Raw genomic sequence first — 16,411 nt, 5'->3', positions numbered from 1 at the left:
AGGGGGCTTGCTCCCGATAGCGGTGTGGCAGTCAGACATTTGTTGGCTGACATTCTGCTATCGGGAGCAAGCCCCTCCCACATAGTTTTGTGGTGTGCCCACTACCACTAGAGGTTGAGTGCTACTTCACCCAGCCGCCCGCCGTGCGGGCCAAAACTGCGTTCGAGCATTTGCCGCGTGCCATCGGCATTCACAATCAACGCCGTGCTCGCCCGCGTCCCATAACTGGGGCTGGCGATAAACACGCTGGATAACAGACTCTCGGTCGCCAACCCCACGCCGGTGTCCGGCAGCTCTGCAAATGGCGCGGTCTGCGGGTCGCTCAGCAGTGCCAGCAAGGCCTGCGGCTGTGGGTTTTCCAGCAGTTCACTCAACGCCGCCTTGGCCTTTAGCAACTTTGGCCACGGCGTATCCAGCCCGGCATTGGACAACCCATAAACCCCGGGCTCCAGGCGCACAGGCTCGGGCTGGTTGGCGTTGTAATGCCACAGCTCATCCGGCGTGCCCACCAGCAGGTTAAACCCGGCATATTCAATCGAACGGCCGTTAACGTCGGCTAAATACTCGCCTATCGGTTGCGAACCACTGAGAAAACGCGCCACCAGCTCGCCGCGAGACTTGCGTGCCGGCGGCTGGTGCGGGTCGCGAATATTCGTCAGCGCAGCAAAACGCCCCGCGGCGTTTACCCCCAGCCAAGTACCGCCCGCTTCCTGGTCCCGACCCGCGTAAACCTCGGGCATATCCGGCCACTGGGCCAGCGGCAGGCTAGGGCGGGCGTAGAATTCATCACGGTTGGCCGCAACGATCAGCGGCTGGGCATGGCCCGGCCGCCAGGCGAAAACTATCAGGCACATCAGGCGATCCCTTTTGTGTTTTCGCTCACTCTACCCACACCGGCGCAGGCGTTCCATCGTATCCAGTTGGGCCGCATGCCTTCCATCCGTTAACATGCCGGTCTTGGTTTAGGGGCCTCCATGGAATTTCTCCTGTATTTGCTGCTAGGTGCGTGTGCAGGCGTACTCGCCGGGCTGTTTGGCGTGGGCGGCGGGATTATCATCGTGCCGGTGCTGGTGTTCAGTTTTACCGTGCAGGGCTTCGACCCGCAGGTGCTGACGCATCTGGCCGTTGGCACGTCGCTGGCGTCGATTATTTTTACCTCGGTGAATGCCGTGCGTGAGCATCACCGGCGTGGCGCGGTGCGCTGGCCGATCTTTGCGTGGATGACCGTGGGCATCCTGATCGGCGCAGGTTTTGGCGCGCTGACCGCCGAGGCGATTTCCGGCCCGAATTTGCAGAAGATTATCGGTGTGTTCGCCCTGGTGGTCGCCGTGCAACTGGCGCTTGAGGCCAAGCCCAAGGCCAGCCGAACGGTGCCGGGCAAGCTCGGCCTGACGCTGGCAGGCACGCTGATCGGCTGGGCCTCGGCGATTTTCGGGATAGGCGGCGGCTCGCTGACCGTGCCGTTTTTAACCTGGCGCAGTGTGCCGATGCAGCAGGCGGTGGCGACTTCATCGGCGTGCGGTCTGCCGATTGCCTTGGCGAGTGCATTAAGTTTCATGATTCTGGGCTGGCATGACCCGCTGTTGCCCGCTCATAGTCTAGGGTTCGTGTATTTGCCGGCGCTGTTGGGCATTGCCCTGACCAGCATGCTGTTTGCGCGTTTTGGCGCGCGCCTGGCGCACCGCTTGTCGCCGCGTTTATTGAAGCGGTTGTTCGCCGCTTTACTGTTTTGCGTCGGTTTGAATTTCTTGCTGTAACGAAGGCTTAATCGCGCACCGGCATGGTCCGGCGCGCCATGACTAATGATTTAACGAGGAGTCGCAATGCTGCCTTACCCGCAGATCGATCCGGTGGCCTTGGCCATCGGTCCGCTGAAAATCCACTGGTACGGGTTGATGTACCTGATCGGCATCGGCGGTGCCTGGTTCCTGGCGTCGCGGCGCCTGAACCGTTTCGACCCGACCTGGACCAAAGAAAAGCTCTCCGACCTGATCTTCTGGCTGTCGATGGGCGTGATCGTCGGCGGGCGTCTGGGGTATGTGCTGTTTTACGACCTGAGCGCCTACATCGCCAACCCGACGCTGATTTTCGAGGTGTGGAAGGGCGGCATGGCATTCCACGGTGGCTTTATTGGCGTGATGATCGCCGCGTGGTGGTTCGGCCGTCGCAACGGCAAGTCATTCTTCCAGTTGATGGACTTCGTTGCGCCGATGGTGCCGATCGGCCTGGGCGCCGGGCGCATTGGTAACTTCATCAACGCCGAGTTGTGGGGCAAGCCGACCGACGTGCCGTGGGCCATGGTGTTCCCGCCGTTCAGCGACCCGGCGCAATTGCCGCGCCACCCGTCGCAGCTCTACCAGTTCGCGTTGGAAGGTGTGGCGCTGTTCCTCATCTTGTACATCTTCTCGCGCAAGCCACGCCCAACCATGGCCGTGTCGGGCATGTTCGCGTTGTTCTACGGAATCTTCCGCTTTATCGTCGAGTTCGTGCGCGTACCGGATGCGCAGTTGGGTTACCTGGCGTGGGGCTGGTTGACCATGGGACAGGTCCTCAGCTTGCCGATGATTTTGGCCGGTCTTGGCCTGCTGTGGTGGGCGTACAACCGCCCGCAACCGATCAAGAACGCGGCGCTTTAAATTCGAATGCGGGGGCGTTTACGTGAAGCGCCCCGGCTTCACCGATACGGGTAATCACATGAAGCAATATCTCGAACTGTTGAACGACGTCGTGACCAATGGCTTGACCAAGGGCGACCGCACCGGCACCGGCACCAAAGCCGTCTTTGCCCGTCAGTATCGGCATAACCTGGCCGACGGCTTCCCGCTGCTGACCACCAAGAAGCTTCACTTCAAAAGCATCGCCAATGAGCTGATCTGGATGTTGAGCGGCAACACCAACATCAAGTGGCTGAACGAAAACGGTGTGAAAATCTGGGACGAGTGGGCCACCGAAGACGGTGACCTGGGCCCGGTGTATGGCGAGCAGTGGACCGCCTGGCCGACCAAAGACGGCGGCAAGATCAACCAGATCGACTACATGGTCGACACGTTGAAGAACAACCCCAACAGCCGCCGCATCCTGTTTCACGGCTGGAACGTCGAGTACCTGCCGGACGAAACCAAGAGCCCGCAGGAAAACGCGCGCAACGGCAAGCAAGCGCTGCCGCCGTGTCACCTGCTGTATCAGGCATTTGTGCATGACGGTCATTTGTCGATGCAGTTGTACATCCGCAGCTCCGACGTGTTCCTCGGCCTGCCGTACAACACCGCCGCCCTGGCCCTGCTGACGCATATGCTGGCCCAGCAATGCGACTTGATTCCTCACGAGATCATCGTCACCACCGGCGACACGCACGCTTACAGCAACCACATGGAACAGATCCAGACCCAACTGGCGCGCACACCGAAAAAGCTGCCGGAACTGGTGATCAAGCGCAAACCTGCGTCGATCTACGATTATAAATTCGAAGATTTTGAAATCGTGGGCTACAACGCCGACCCAAGCATCAAGGCCGACGTGGCTATTTAAAACGGGTGGGAGGGGCAAGCCCCTCCCGCCTTTTTTATGATCAGTGGCCGTGGCTTCTGCCCACGTGCGAAGGCTCAGCCTCGCTGGCCGCGACACTGCCGCTGACTTCCAGCCGCTGCAAAATCCCGCACTGATCCAGATCCGGCCCACCACCGCAGCGTTGGCGCAGGTCGAGCAATTGCTCCTGCAACGCCAACAGCCCATCAATCCGCGATTTCACGTGGTGGATATGTTCATCGATCAACGCATTCACGCTCTCGCACTGGTCCTGAGGGCTGTCGCGTAGCCCGAGCAGGCTGCGGATTTCTCCAAGCGTCATGTCGAGGCTGCGGCAATTGCGGATGAAAATCAGCCGCTCAGTGTGCGCCTGGGTGTACACGCGGTAGTTGGCATCGGTGCGTGCCGGGGGCGGCAGCAGGCCTTCCTTCTCGTAATAACGGATGGTTTCCACCTGACAGTCGGTCAGTTTGGCCAATTCGCCGATCTTCATCGCAGCAATCTCCAAATGGGTGCTTGACCCTATAGTGGCTACAGGGTCTTTACTTGGCAACAGGCACCTTTACGGACGCGACCAGATGAGCGACTCCCTTCACACCCCGCATAAGCATGATCACGAGCATGACCACGATCATGGCCCGAAAAAACTCACGCCTGTGCATGACCACGGCCATGCCGGTTCCTGCTGCGCCAGCACTGCCGCGCCTGCGGTGGTCACGCTGAGCGAAGCGCCTTCCGACGGCGCGCGCCTCAGCACCTTCCGCATCGAAGCCATGGACTGCCCCACCGAGCAAACGCTGATCCAGAACAAACTGGGCAAACTCGCCGGTGTGCAGCAACTGGAATTCAACCTGATCAACCGCATCCTTGGCGTCACCCATGACCTGCCGAGCACTGCGCCGATCATCGAAGCGATCAAATCCATCGGGATGCAGGCGGACCCCATCGAAGAGGGCGTTCCCGCCGCCGCGCCACCCGCGAAGAAACACTGGTGGCCGCTGGCGTTGTCCGGCGTTGGTGCGTTGGCTGCCGAAGTGCTGCATTTCACCAATGCTGCGCCGACATGGGTGATTGCCGTGGTGGCGTTGGTGTCGATCTTCAGCGGCGGCCTCACCACCTATAAAAAGGGCTGGATAGCCCTGAAAAACCTCAACCTGAACATCAACGCGCTGATGAGCATCGCCGTGACCGGCGCGCTGCTGATTGGCCAGTGGCCGGAAGCCGCGATGGTGATGTTCCTGTTCACCGTGGCCGAGTTGATCGAGGCCAAGTCCCTGGACCGTGCGCGCAACGCCATCAGCGGCTTGATGCAGATGACGCCGGAACAGGCCACGGTGCAGCAGGCCGATGGCTCATGGTTGGAAAAAGACGTCAAAAGCGTTGATCTTGGGGCAATCGTCCGGTTAAAACCTGGCGAGCGTGTTGGCCTGGACGGTGAAGTCACCGCCGGTCAATCTTCCATCGATCAGGCGCCGATCACCGGTGAAAGCCTGCCGATTGAAAAAACCGTGGGTGATAAAGTCTTCGCCGGCACCATCAATCAGGCCGGTTCACTGGAGTACAAGGTCACCGCGGCGGCCAACAATTCGACGCTGGCGCGCATCATTCATGCCGTGGAACAGGCTCAAGGCGCGCGGGCGCCAACCCAACGTTTTGTCGACCGCTTCTCGAAGATCTACACCCCGGCGGTGTTCCTGTTTGCCTTGGGCGTGGCGCTGATTCCGCCGCTGTTCATGGCGGGCGTGTGGTTCGACTGGATCTACCGCGCACTCGTGCTGTTGGTGGTGGCGTGCCCTTGTGCACTGGTGATTTCCACCCCGGTGACCATCGTCAGTGGTTTGGCGGCGGCGGCGCGCAAAGGCATCCTGATCAAGGGCGGTGTGTACCTGGAGGGCGGTTACAAGCTCGATTACCTGGCCCTCGACAAGACTGGCACGATCACCCACGGCAAACCGGTGCAAACCGATTACCTGGCGTTGTTCCCCAACGTCGAAGACCGCGCGCCGGCGCTGGCCGCCAGTTTGGCCGGGCGCTCCGACCACCCGGTGTCGTTGGCCATTGCCAAAGCGGCTGTGGATAAAAACCTGCCGAGCCACGTTGTGGATAACTTTGAGGCCCTGCCCGGTCGTGGTGTGCGCGGTGATATAAACGGCGAAACCTACCATTTGGGCAACCACCGTCTGGTCGAAGACCTGGGCCTGTGCTCGCCGGCGCTGGAAGAAAAACTCTTCGCCCTGGAGAAACAAGGCAAGTCGGTGGTGTTGCTGCTCGACAAGTCCGGCCCGCTGGCGCTGTTCGCCGTGGCCGACACGGTCAAGGACAGCAGCCGCGAAGCCATCCAGCAACTGCACGACTTGGGCATCAAAACCCTGATGCTCACCGGCGACAACACCCACACCGCTCAGGCGATTGCGGCGCAGGTCGGCATCGACCAGGCCCAAGGTGATTTGTTGCCGACTGACAAACTGCAAGCCATCGAAACCCTCTACGGCCAAGGCCACCGGGTGGGCATGGTCGGTGACGGCATCAACGACGCCCCGGCCCTGGCCCGCGCCGAGATTGGCTTCGCCATGGCCGCCGCCGGCACCGACACGGCCATCGAAACCGCTGACGTGGCCTTGATGGACGATGATTTACGCAAGATCCCGGCTTTCATTCGGTTGTCGCGGCAAACCTCGAGTATCCTCAAGCAGAACATCGCGCTGGCGTTGGTGACCAAGGCGGTCTTCCTCGCGGTCACCTTCCTGGGCATGGCCACTATGTGGATGGCGGTGTTCGCGGACATGGGCGTGAGCCTGCTGGTGGTGTTCAATGGCCTGCGCCTGTTGCGCAAATAACTGAGGTGAGGGTGGTGTGCTGAGTGCCGAACTGAAGGCGTTTTACAGGGTGGCCCGCCTGGGCAGCATTACCCAGGCGGCGAAAAAACTCGGCCTTAGCCAGCCCACGGTCACCACGCAGATTCGCAACCTCGAAAGCCAGTACGGCGTTGAGCTGTTCTACCGTGGTGGCCGCCGCCTGACCGTCAGCGACGACGGCGCGCGCCTGCTGCCGATGGTCAAGGCGCTGTTGCAGCAAGAAGCCGATATCGAGTTTTTCCTGCGCAACAGTGGTCAGCTCCAGGGCGCGCTGAGGATTGCCGCGACAGCGCCGTATTACATCCTCGACCTGGTTAAAGCCTTTCGCGAACGCCTGCCGCATGTGGAGGTGTCGGTGGAAATCGGCAACTCCCAGTCGGTGCTGGAGGCACTCGAAGAGTACCGGGTGGACGTCGCCGCCTCCTCACAGTTACTTGAAGACCCGCGGTTGATCCGTCGCGTGCTTGGCACCGACCCGCTGGTGCTGGCGGTGCACCGCAATCACCCGTTGGCGGCCTTGGACACTGTGCCGCTCACCGCACTGGCGGGGCATACCTTGCTGATGCGCGAAACCGGGTCCACCACACGGCGCTTGACTGAAGAGATGCTGCAAGGCGCTGGTGTCAGTTACGGCCCACTGCTGGAGATCGGCAGCCGCGAATCGATTCGCGAGGCGGTACTGCGCAATATCGGCATCAGCATCATCGCCCGTCAGGAAGTGCCGCATGACCCGCAGTTACGCGTGCTGACTATCGAGCGCGCACCGCAGATCGCCGAGTATTTGTACTGCCTCAAGGAAAGAAAAGGCGCGCGGCTGCCTGCCGCGTTTCTCGGTTTGGCGCAAGAAATGTCGCCGCTCTGACCGACAAGCCCAATCGCCACACAAACCCACTCTGAATTCCTACACAAATCCACCAATACCACTATCGCCACGTTTTGCCTTTCTGCCACACCAGGGACGCATTGCCTGCCTAGCATGGCCTTCATCAGTTTGATGAGGTGCCTCCATGAACACTGCCCCAACCAACCCCGGCGCGCCGATGACGGTGCGCGGTATCCAGAAGCGCTTCGGCGCCTTCAAGGCGCTGGACAACGTGTCGCTGGACGTCGCCGCCGGCGAGCTGGTGTGCCTGCTGGGCCCGTCCGGTTGCGGCAAAACCACCTTGCTGCGCTGCATCGCCGGCCTGGAACGCCAAGACAGCGGTGAGCTTCACTTGGGTAACCGCGATGTGTCGCAACTGCCGCCTCAGGCTCGCGACTACGGAATTTTGTTTCAGTCCTACGCGCTGTTTCCCAACCTCACCGCTGAAGAAAACATTGGCTATGGCCTGACCGGCAGTGGCCGCGACGAAGTGCGCAAACGCGTCGGCCAGATGCTGGAGCTGGTCGGCCTGGTTGGCAGCGAAAAAAAATACCCCGGCCAACTCTCCGGCGGCCAACAACAGCGCGTCGCCCTGGCCCGCGCGCTGGCGCCTGCGCCTTCATTGCTGCTGCTGGATGAACCGATGTCTGCCCTCGACGCACGTGTGCGCGAGCATTTGTGCAGCGAACTGCGCCAACTGCAGCGGCGCCTGGGCGTCACCACGTTGATGGTCACGCACAACCAGGACGAGGCCATGTTGATGGCCGACCGCATTGCCGTGATGAACAACGGCAAGGTCGAGCAGTACGCCACGCCGCAAGAAATCTACGACCGCCCGGCCACGCCGTTCGTGGCGGAGTTTGTCGGCCAGGGTAACTGGCTGCCGTTCAGCCGCAACAGCGCCAGCCATGCTCAGGTCGGCGGGATGAACATGCGCTTGGCCGACGATGCCAGCGTGGCCAAATCCGGCCGTCTGTTCTGCCGCCCGGAAGCCATCAGCATCAACCCGCTGGGGCATGAAGAAAACCTGTTCCCGGCCAAGGTCTGCGAGATCACGTTTCTGGGCAATCGCTGCCGCATGCGCTTTGAGCTGGAGCAGTTGCCCGGTCACCCGTTGCTGGCCGAACTCGCCCCGGAAGCGATGCCGCGCCTCGGTGCGCAAAATATCTGGGTGGCGCTGCCGCCGCGCAGCCTGCAGGTGTTTGCCTGAGATGGCCGCCGATATGACTCTGCCGCTACCCGGCCACGTGGCGCGCAACGTTTCCCGCGCCGAACTGGGCGACCGCATTTTTGTACTCGGCGGCAAACTCGTCTGGCTGTTGCTGCTCGGTGTCGCCGTATTGCTGCCCTTGCTGGCGATCTTCTGGCGTGGCTTCAGCAGCGAAGCCGGGCAGGGCGGCGGCTGGGTCGCGGCGCGCGAGCTGGTGGCCAGCGATAACTTCCACTGGCTGCTGGGCAATAGCCTGAAAGTTTCCCTCAGCGTTGCGGCCATCGTCGTACCGCTGGCCTACCTGTTTGCCTACGCGCTGCAACGCACGCTGATTCCCGGCAAGGCCATGTGGCGCGGCCTGTCACTGCTGCCGCTGATGGCGCCGTCGATGTTGCCGGGCATTGCGCTGGTGTATCTGTTCGGCAATCAGGGCCTGTTGCGCGGCTTGCTCTCGGACAATATCTACGGCTTCTGGGGCATTGTGCTGGGCGAGGTGATCTACACCTTCCCACACGCCTTGATGATTCTGCTGTCGGCGCTGTCGTTGGCGGACGCGCGTTTGTTCGACGCCGCGTCGAGCATGGGCGCCAGCCCGGCCCGGGCGTTTCGCAGCATCACCTGGCCGGCCACGCGCCAGGCAGTGTTCGCCGCGTTTTGCCTGGTGTTCACCCTGACCATCACCGACTTCGGCGTGCCCGTGGTGGTAGGCGGGGACTACCAAGTGTTGGCGCTGGAAGCCTACAAGGCGGTGGTCGGCCAGCAACAGTTCGGTCGCGGCGCGTTGATCGGCATGGTGTTGCTGCTGCCGGCGCTGTTCAGCTTTGGCGTCGACGCCTGGTTACGCCGCCGTCACGGCGATTCCATGAGCGGCCGAGCGCAAGTCTTCCAGCCCGCGCCGTCGCGCTTGCGGGATGGCTGTTACCTGGCCATCGTGATGCTGATCTGCGCTGCGTTGCTGCTGGTGTTCGGCATGGCGGTGTATTCCTCATTGGTCAAGTTCTGGCCGTACAACCTGTCGCTGTCGCTCAACCATTATCAGTTTGAAGACACCGCGGGCGGCGGCTGGCTGGCCTATCGCAACAGCTTGAAGATGGCGCTGTGCACGGCGTTGATCGGCAGCGTATTGATCTTCACCGGCGCCTACCTGATGGAAAAAACCAAGGGTCAAAAGGGCCTGAACCTGGCGCTGCGCATGCTTAGCTTTGTGCCGATGGCCGTGCCGGGCCTGGTGTTGGGCTTGGGCTATGTGTTCTTTTTCAACCTCAACGGTAACCCGCTGCATGTGTTCTACGGGACCATGACGCTGTTGGTGGTGTGCACCATTGCTCACTATTTGACCACCGCGCAGATGACCGCCACCACCGCGCTGCGCCAGCTCGACAGTGAGTTCGAAGCCGCTGCGCTGTCCCTCAAGGCGCCGCTGTACCGCCACTACTGGCGCGTCACCGTGCCGATTTGCCTGCCGGCGCTGCTGGACATCGTGCGCTACCTGTTTGTGTCGGCGATGACCACCGTGTCTGCCGCGATCTTTCTTTACAGCCCCGACACCATCCTCGCCGCCGTCGCCGTGCTGAACATGGACGACGCAGGCAATGTGGGCGGCGCAGCGGCCATGTCGACCTTGATCCTGTTTACCTCTGCCGGCGTTTCGCTGCTGCTGGCGTGGTGCTCACGTGGCGCGTTGCGCCGCTCCCAAGCCTGGCGCCAAACCGCGCCGGGTCAATAACACCGTCCCTTTTGAGGAATGCACCATGTTCAAGCCCCTGGCGTTAGCCGCTGCTGTGCTCACTGCGTTCAGCCTGAATGCGTTTGCCGCCAAAACCGAGTTGACCGTGTACACGGCCCTCGAAGCCGAGCAGTTGAAGACCTATAAGCAAGCCTTCGAAAAGCAGAACCCGGACGTCGAAATAAAATGGGTGCGTGACTCTACCGGCATCATCACCGCCAAGCTGCTGGCGGAAAAAGACCGCCCGCAAGCTGACGTCGTGTGGGGCCTGGCCGCGTCGAGCCTGGCGATCCTCGATCAGCAAGGCATGCTCAGCAACTACGCGCCCAAAGACCTCGACAAGATCGGCAAGAACTACCGCGACGCTGCCAACCCTCCGGCCTGGGTCGGCATGGATGTGTGGGCGGCGACTATCTGCTTCAACACGGTCGAGGCCGAGAAACAGGGCCTGAGCAAGCCGGTGAGCTGGCAGGACCTGACCAAACCCGAATACAAGGGCAAGATCGTGATGCCTAACCCGGCGTCTTCGGGCACCGGCTTTCTGGATGTGAGCGCCTGGTTGCAGACCTTCGGCGAGAAGCAGGGCTGGCAGTACATGGACGACCTGCACCAGAACATCGGCCAGTACGTTCACTCCGGCTCCAAGCCGTGCAAGCTGGCGGCGTCCGGTGAGTTCCCAATCGGTATTTCGTTCGAATACCCGGCCGTGCAGTTGAAACGCCAAGGCGCGCCGCTGGATATTATTTTGCCCAAGGAAGGCTTGGGCTGGGACATTGAAGCGACTGCCGTGATCAAGGGCACCGCGCACGCGGAGGCAGCGAAACAGCTCGCCGACTTCTCCGCCAGCCCGGCCGCGATGCAGCTGTACAAAGAAAACTTCGCCGTGCTCGCTCAACCGGGTATTGCCAAGCCGCAGACCGAATTGCCGGCTGACTACGAACAGCGGCTGATCAAGAACGACTTTGCCTGGGCCTCGAAAAACCGCGACAGCATCCTGACCGAATGGCGCAAGCGCTATGACGGCAAGTCAGAGAAACAGTAACTGATCATTCCCACGCTCAGCGTGGGAATGCCGCCCTGGACGCTCTGCGTCCGCTCTTGAAAACGTGACGCGGAGCGCCACAGGATGCATTCCCACGCGCAGAGCGTGGGAACGAGAGGAACGCATGAGTAGTGATCTGTTAATCGTCGGCGCGGGCATCCTCGGCCTGTCCCACGCCTTTGCTGCCGCCAAACGCGGCCTCAAGGTCAAAGTATTTGAGCGCAGCGCCACGCCGTTGGGCGCCTCGGTGCGCAACTTCGGCCAGGCGCTGGTCACCGGCCAACCACCGGGGCCGATGCTTGACCTGGCCCGGCAAAGCCGCGACATCTGGGCGCATTGGGCGCAGGTGGCCGGCCTTCAGCTCAAGCGCAATGGCGCGTACCTGTTCGCCCGCACCGAAGCCGAAGAACATCTGCTGGAAGCGTTCTGCGCCGGTCGTGCGCAAGAGCACGGCTACAACGTCGAGCTGCTGCAAGGCGCGGCCATGAACGCGTTGTACGGCGGCCAATTCAGCCATCATCGCGCGGCGCTGCACGGCAAGGACGATCAGCAACTGTATTCGCGTGAAGCGATCCCGGCGCTGATCAACTACCTTCGCAGTCAACTGAACGTGGAGTTTCACTTCTCCACGCTGGTGCGCGATGTAGAACCTGGCCAGTTGCACAGCACGGCGGGCAGCTTTCGCGGTGAGCAGATCATCGTCTGCTCCGGTCACGATTACCAAACCCTGCTGGCCGACGCGATGGCCGAACTCAACCCGAGTATCTGCCGCCTGCAAATGCTGCGTGCGCGGCCGGCAGCCAACTTGAACCTGCAACACGCGTTGCTGACCGGTTTGAGCTGCGTGCATTACGGCGCCTTTGCCGACTTGCCGGAAGCGCTGCCGGTGCAGGCGCAAATCCTGCGCGATGCGCCGCACCTGCATGAACACGGGATTCACCTGCTGATCAGCCCCACGCCGTATGGCGAGCTGATTATTGGCGACTCGCACGACTACGGCAGCGATGCCTCACCGTTCAACGCCGAACAGGTCGATGACTGGCTGATCGAGCTGGCCGAGCAGACCTTGGGTTGCAAGGTAAACGTGGTCGAGCGCTGGCAGGGCGTGTACGGCTCGCGCGGGCCGGGGCCGTTTTCATTCGTGCAGGCGGCACCGGGCGTGAGCGCCGCACTGATGCACACCGGCGTGGGCATGAGCGTGGGGCCGGCGCTGGCCGAGCGTAACATCAGCACTGTGTGGGGCGCGGCGGGATGAACCCTGAGCAGGCAATTGCCGAGGTGTTCGGCTTGTACGAGCAGCACGGCGCGGCGGATTACATCGGCGAGCCGGTGTCGCAGATCGAACACATGTCCCAGGCCGCGCAGTGGGCGATGGCCGAAGGCTTTGACGATGAAGTGGTGCTGGCGGCGTTTTTTCACGACATCGGCCATCTCTGCGGCGAGGGCGGCGCGAACATGGGCGGTTATGGCGTGGTCAGCCATGAGCGTCTGGGCGCGGATTATTTGCGCCGCGCAGGCTTCAGCGAGCGCATTGCCAGGCTGGTGGAATATCACGTGCAAGCCAAGCGCTACCTCATGTTCAGCCAGCCGAACTACTACGCCCGCCTGAGTGAGGCCAGCCGGATTACCTTGGGCTATCAGGGCGGCGTGATGACGGCAGAAGAAGCGCAAGCGTTTGAGCAAGACCCGCTCTACCTGATCAGCCTTCGCCTGCGCCACTGGGATGAGCAGGCCAAGCAAATGCGCGTGCCGCTGCTCGACCTTGAGGTGCTCAAGGCCAAGGCGCGCAAGGTGCTGGCGGCTTAGCTCTGGTCGAGGCGCAGGGCGAGGGCTTTGACCTGTTCCTGGCGCTCGGCCTGGCTCAGTTTGGCGTGGGCGTTAAGCGACGACCATTGCGGGTGAGCACGGGCTTTGTGCAGTGCGTCCGGCAACTTGCCTTCGCGCCAGGTTTTGTCTTGGGGCGTGTCGACCTTGATGCTCTGCAGTGCCGCATGGCCGCGCAGGTTCAGGGCTTTGAGCAGCTGGCGTTGGCGCAGGGCAAGCAGGCGCAGCACGCTGTCGTCGACGGTCAGCTCGCGATGGCCTTTGAGTTTGCCGAGCAAGCGGCTGCCATAGCCGCGCGCCGTTTGCAGCGCGCCACCGGCAATCGCACCGGCAATCGCGGCGGCGCCGAGGGTGAGGCCGCCGACCAGCAGGTCGACACCGGCACCGGCCGCCGCGCCTGCAGCGATTCCGCCGCCGACGCGCACGCCGAGTTGCTTGAGGGTTTCGGGGTTGAACAGGTCATCGCCCCAACGTCCATCGAGCAACGGCAAGTCACTGGCGGCGGCGTCTTGCGGGCGGAAGCCGAACAGTTTGAGCAGGGCTTCCACACACTTTTGTTCGCGCTGGCGCACCGCTTTGCGCAGTTCACCCACCGCCTCTTGTTCGGCTTCGGTGACCACGCTGCGTCGGCACGCGGCGCAGTCGATCAACAGCTCGGCGATCAACCGTGCGGCGCTTTGCTGGCGTGCCTGGCGTTGCGCGTGCTGGTCGAGAATCAGCCGTTCCAACTGCGGTCGCGCGGTTTCCAGGAGCAAGGCGAGGCTTTCATACAGCCGACGTTCACCGTCTTCGGGCGGTGCCACGCTGTCGAAACGCACCAGCGCGTGCAGGCCAAGACGCGCCAGGGCTTCACGCCAGTCCGGCTCGCGGTGGTCGCTGCTGCTGACAAAATTGAGTACCGGCAGCAACGGCTTGCCGCAACTGGCGAGCACTTGCAGCTCGTCGCGGTACTTGGCCAGCACCGGCTCGCGGGCATCGATCACATACAAACCGGCGTCCGAGGCGAGCAGTTGGCGCAGCACCTTGGCTTCTTGTTCAAAACGCTGGCGCGCCTCGCTGCCGTCCAGAAACCGCGCCAGGCGTGCCGGGCCGTCGAGGCGTTCGCCGGGGCGGTCGAGGCGTTCCAGATAATCGAGCAGGGCGATGGCATCTTCCAGGCCGGGCGTGTCGTACAGCTCAAGCAACGCCTCGCCGTCGACCGACAACCGCGCGCCTTCGACGTGCCGCGTGGTGCTGGGGCGATGCGAGACTTCGCCGAAGCCGACGTCACGCGTCAGCGTGCGCAGCAGCGAGGTTTTGCCGACATTGGTGTGGCCGACCACGGCGAGTTTCAGTGGTTTAGTCATGACCGGTCTCCAACCAATTCAGCGGCGCGCAGTCGGCGAAGGGCAGCTCCAGTTGTTGCAGCGCGGCGTGCCAATCACCCAGGCGCTCGGCGTCAAGCGCTTGGCCTGGCGGCGCTTGCAGCAGCCACACGCGGGTCGCGGTGGCGCTGCGCGCCAGTTCGGCGATCAGCGCGAGGCTGCCACGGTCCGGCGAGCGGCGCGGGTCGCAGGCGATAGCCAGCCGCGCGGGTGGGAAGCGGGTGAGTTGTTCCAGCAGTTTGTTACGCGACTCGCGGCTGTCGAGGATGCCGGCATTCTTCACGCTGGCCGGCAGTTTGGGCGGCCAGGCGTGTTGGTCGTCCAGTTCGATGGCCACCAGCAAGGCGCCGTCGCTGTGCAATTCGCTGACGCCGCCGGTGACCGCGTGCAGTTGCTGCGGCGCGGCGTCGTTGACGCCAAGGCGTTCGCTGCTCGGCATGAGGCGCTCGCGCAACGCGCTGTAGCCGGGCAAGTTGAGGTCCAGGCGCAAGGCCGCGCGCCCGCGTTTCCAGCGCCACAGGCACAGCAGGGCGAGGACCAGCCTTGGCAACAGGCCGTAAACCAGCAGCACGCCCACCAGCCAGGTGGCCCAGGCTTGGCGAGGGCTTTCGATGTTCAGGGCGGAATCGCCACTGGCGCGGATCATCTCGACTGTCGGCACATTAAAGCCCAGCAGCGCGGGCAGGCTGCCGAGCGCTTGGGTGACGGCGACAAAGGTGTCAGCGCCGAGCAAGGTGGTTTCCCACACAAAGCCGTAGCGCCGTGTGGCAAGCAGCGTCAGTAAAAACAGCAGGGCGCTGAGCAGCGCCAGCAACCACAGGCTATTGACCAACACACCCACGGCCCAGCGATTGAGTTTTTGGCGCTGCAACAACAGCAGCAACGCTGGCGCTAACTGCGCGGCCTTGGCATCGCGCGCGAGTTTTTCGCTGAGCCATAACCACAGGCGCCCGAGGCTGGCGCCGTGCTCGCCGGCAAACAGCAGGCCCAACGCCCAACTGATTAACAGAATCAGGTTCAGGCCGAGCAAGCTGCCCAAGGCCCAAAACACATTCACCGGCGTCAGGCCGTTGCCCAGCGCGGCAAACGCCAAACCGGCACCGCTGACGATCGCCAGCACCGCCAGCAGCACCAACGCCAAACGCGCGCCTTGCAACCAGCGGGTGAGGGCGGCGCTCAGGCCGTCGCGCTCGGCCAAGTGCAGGGCGCGCTGCTGAATGCGCGTCGGCAGATCGCCACCGGCCGTGCGGGCCAGGCGGTTGGCTTCAAGGTCTTCCAGCGGGCCTGCGTGTTCTTCACGCAGGCGCACGGTTTCTGTCAGCCAGAGTTTTTGCAGGGGGTTCAGTGCTGTCACGCGCCGTCCTGTTGTGTTCGTGAGCCTGGAGCATAACCGCTGTGCAGCCGGTTGGGGAAAGCTGCGCGGCGCTCTGGTATTCTCGTCGGCATGAAAAAAACTCTCCCTTTAAGCCTGATCGCAGCCCTCGGTGAAAACCGCGTGATCGGCGTCGACAACAGCATGCCCTGGCATTTGCCGGGGGATTTCAAATATTTCAAGGCCACCACGCTCGGCAAGCCGATCATCATGGGGCGCAAGACCTGGGATTCGCTGGGCCGACCGCTGCCGGGGCGCTTGAACCTAGTGGTTAGCCGTCAGACCGATTTGGCGCTTGAAGGTGCGGAAGTTTTTCCGTCACTCGACGCAGCCGTCGAGCGCGCCGAGGCGTGGGCGCTGGCGCAGGGCGCGAACGAGCTGATGCTGATCGGCGGCGCGCAGTTGTATGCGCAAGGGCTGGCGCAGGCGGATCGCCTGTATTTGACGCGCGTGGCGCTGAGCCCGGAAGGCGATGCGTGGTTTCCGCAGTTTGATGAGCAGCAGTGGAAGCGGGTGTCGAACGTCGAGAACCCAGCGGAGGGCGAAAAGCCCGCGTACAACTTCGAGGTTTGGGAAAAAGCTTAAAAGCATCGGGAGCAAGCCCCCTCCCACATTGACCGCATGCTCATGT

15 protein-coding genes are annotated in these 16,411 nt (G+C 62.5%); 11 read left to right on the top strand and 4 right to left on the bottom strand.

The genetic code is table 11. The features are described 5' to 3' along the window. Window positions 1-107: 107 nt before the first annotated feature. Entirely contained in the window at window positions 108-854 is a 747-nt protein-coding gene (locus AO240_RS01340) for an NRDE family protein (protein WP_099234869.1), read from the bottom strand. A gap of 120 nt (window positions 855-974) precedes the next feature. Between AO240_RS01340 and AO240_RS01335 the strand changes: the two genes are divergently transcribed. The 3 genes from AO240_RS01335 to AO240_RS01325 all read left to right on the top strand — a co-directional run bounded on the left by AO240_RS01335 (window position 975) and on the right by AO240_RS01325 (window position 3,528). After that, window positions 975-1,757 (top strand): sulfite exporter TauE/SafE family protein, encoded by a 783-nt coding sequence (locus tag AO240_RS01335; protein WP_099234868.1) that lies wholly within the window; start codon window positions 975-977, stop codon window positions 1,755-1,757. A 66-nt stretch (window positions 1,758-1,823) separates the two neighbouring features. After that, the gene (gene lgt, locus AO240_RS01330; protein ID WP_099234867.1) at window positions 1,824-2,636 is read left to right on the top strand and encodes a prolipoprotein diacylglyceryl transferase; all 813 of its coding nucleotides are present in this window, start codon (window positions 1,824-1,826) and stop codon (window positions 2,634-2,636) included. 58 nt (window positions 2,637-2,694) lie between these two features. Next, entirely contained in the window at window positions 2,695-3,528 is an 834-nt protein-coding gene (locus tag AO240_RS01325; protein ID WP_058413694.1) for a thymidylate synthase, read from the top strand. A gap of 40 nt (window positions 3,529-3,568) precedes the next feature. Here AO240_RS01325 and cadR read toward each other — a convergent pair whose 3' ends face one another. Beyond that, a complete protein-coding gene (gene cadR / locus AO240_RS01320; RefSeq protein ID WP_058413693.1) occupies window positions 3,569-4,018 on the bottom strand; it encodes a Cd(II)/Pb(II)-responsive transcriptional regulator in 450 nt (149 codons plus the stop codon). An 85-nt stretch (window positions 4,019-4,103) separates the two neighbouring features. Between cadR and AO240_RS01315 the strand changes: the two genes are divergently transcribed. The 7 genes from AO240_RS01315 (at window position 4,104) to AO240_RS01285 (ending at window position 13,026) form a co-directional block, all read left to right on the top strand. Then, window positions 4,104-6,362 carry a heavy metal translocating P-type ATPase gene (locus AO240_RS01315; RefSeq protein WP_099234866.1) on the top strand — a complete coding sequence of 753 codons (2,259 nt, stop codon included), beginning with the start codon at window positions 4,104-4,106 and terminating at the stop codon, window positions 6,360-6,362. A 16-nt stretch (window positions 6,363-6,378) separates the two neighbouring features. After that, window positions 6,379-7,242 carry a LysR family transcriptional regulator gene (locus tag AO240_RS01310; protein ID WP_099234865.1) on the top strand — a complete coding sequence of 288 codons (864 nt, stop codon included), beginning with the start codon at window positions 6,379-6,381 and terminating at the stop codon, window positions 7,240-7,242. Between the two features lie 145 nt (window positions 7,243-7,387). After that, window positions 7,388-8,452 (top strand): putative 2-aminoethylphosphonate ABC transporter ATP-binding protein, encoded by a 1,065-nt coding sequence (locus AO240_RS01305; RefSeq protein WP_099234864.1) that lies wholly within the window; start codon window positions 7,388-7,390, stop codon window positions 8,450-8,452. 1 nt (window position 8,453) lies between these two features. Continuing rightward, complete coding sequence (locus AO240_RS01300; protein WP_099234863.1) at window positions 8,454-10,178, top strand: putative 2-aminoethylphosphonate ABC transporter permease subunit; 1,725 nt, start codon at window positions 8,454-8,456, stop codon at window positions 10,176-10,178. Between the two features lie 25 nt (window positions 10,179-10,203). Beyond that, window positions 10,204-11,220: a putative 2-aminoethylphosphonate ABC transporter substrate-binding protein gene (locus tag AO240_RS01295; RefSeq protein ID WP_099234862.1), complete on the top strand. Its 1,017-nt coding sequence runs from the start codon at window positions 10,204-10,206 to the stop codon at window positions 11,218-11,220. 124 nt (window positions 11,221-11,344) lie between these two features. Then, entirely contained in the window at window positions 11,345-12,475 is a 1,131-nt protein-coding gene (locus tag AO240_RS01290) for a TIGR03364 family FAD-dependent oxidoreductase (protein ID WP_099234861.1), read from the top strand. Then, entirely contained in the window at window positions 12,472-13,026 is a 555-nt protein-coding gene (locus AO240_RS01285; protein WP_099234860.1) for a phosphonate degradation HD-domain oxygenase, read from the top strand. Before AO240_RS01290 ends, AO240_RS01285 begins: the two co-directional genes overlap by 4 nt. Here the strand turns inward: AO240_RS01285 and AO240_RS01280 are convergent. Then, window positions 13,023-14,390: a DUF3482 domain-containing protein gene (locus AO240_RS01280; protein ID WP_099234859.1), complete on the bottom strand. Its 1,368-nt coding sequence runs from the start codon at window positions 14,388-14,390 to the stop codon at window positions 13,023-13,025. The genes AO240_RS01285 and AO240_RS01280 overlap by 4 nt on opposite strands. After that, window positions 14,383-15,762, bottom strand: coding sequence for a DUF2868 domain-containing protein (locus AO240_RS01275; RefSeq protein ID WP_099234858.1), 1,380 nt, complete (start codon window positions 15,760-15,762; stop codon window positions 14,383-14,385). Before AO240_RS01275 ends, AO240_RS01280 begins: the two co-directional genes overlap by 8 nt. Before the next feature lie 90 nt (window positions 15,763-15,852). Between AO240_RS01275 and AO240_RS01270 the strand changes: the two genes are divergently transcribed. Continuing rightward, window positions 15,853-16,365, top strand: a complete 513-nt coding sequence (locus AO240_RS01270) for a dihydrofolate reductase (protein ID WP_099234857.1) — start codon at window positions 15,853-15,855, stop codon at window positions 16,363-16,365. Window positions 16,366-16,411 lie beyond the last annotated feature (46 nt).

This window comes from Pseudomonas sp. ICMP 460 (assembly GCF_002723595.1).
Classification (GTDB): domain Bacteria; phylum Pseudomonadota; class Gammaproteobacteria; order Pseudomonadales; family Pseudomonadaceae; genus Aquipseudomonas; species Aquipseudomonas kitaguniensis.
This window is presented reverse-complemented; position numbering and strand designations above follow the sequence as displayed.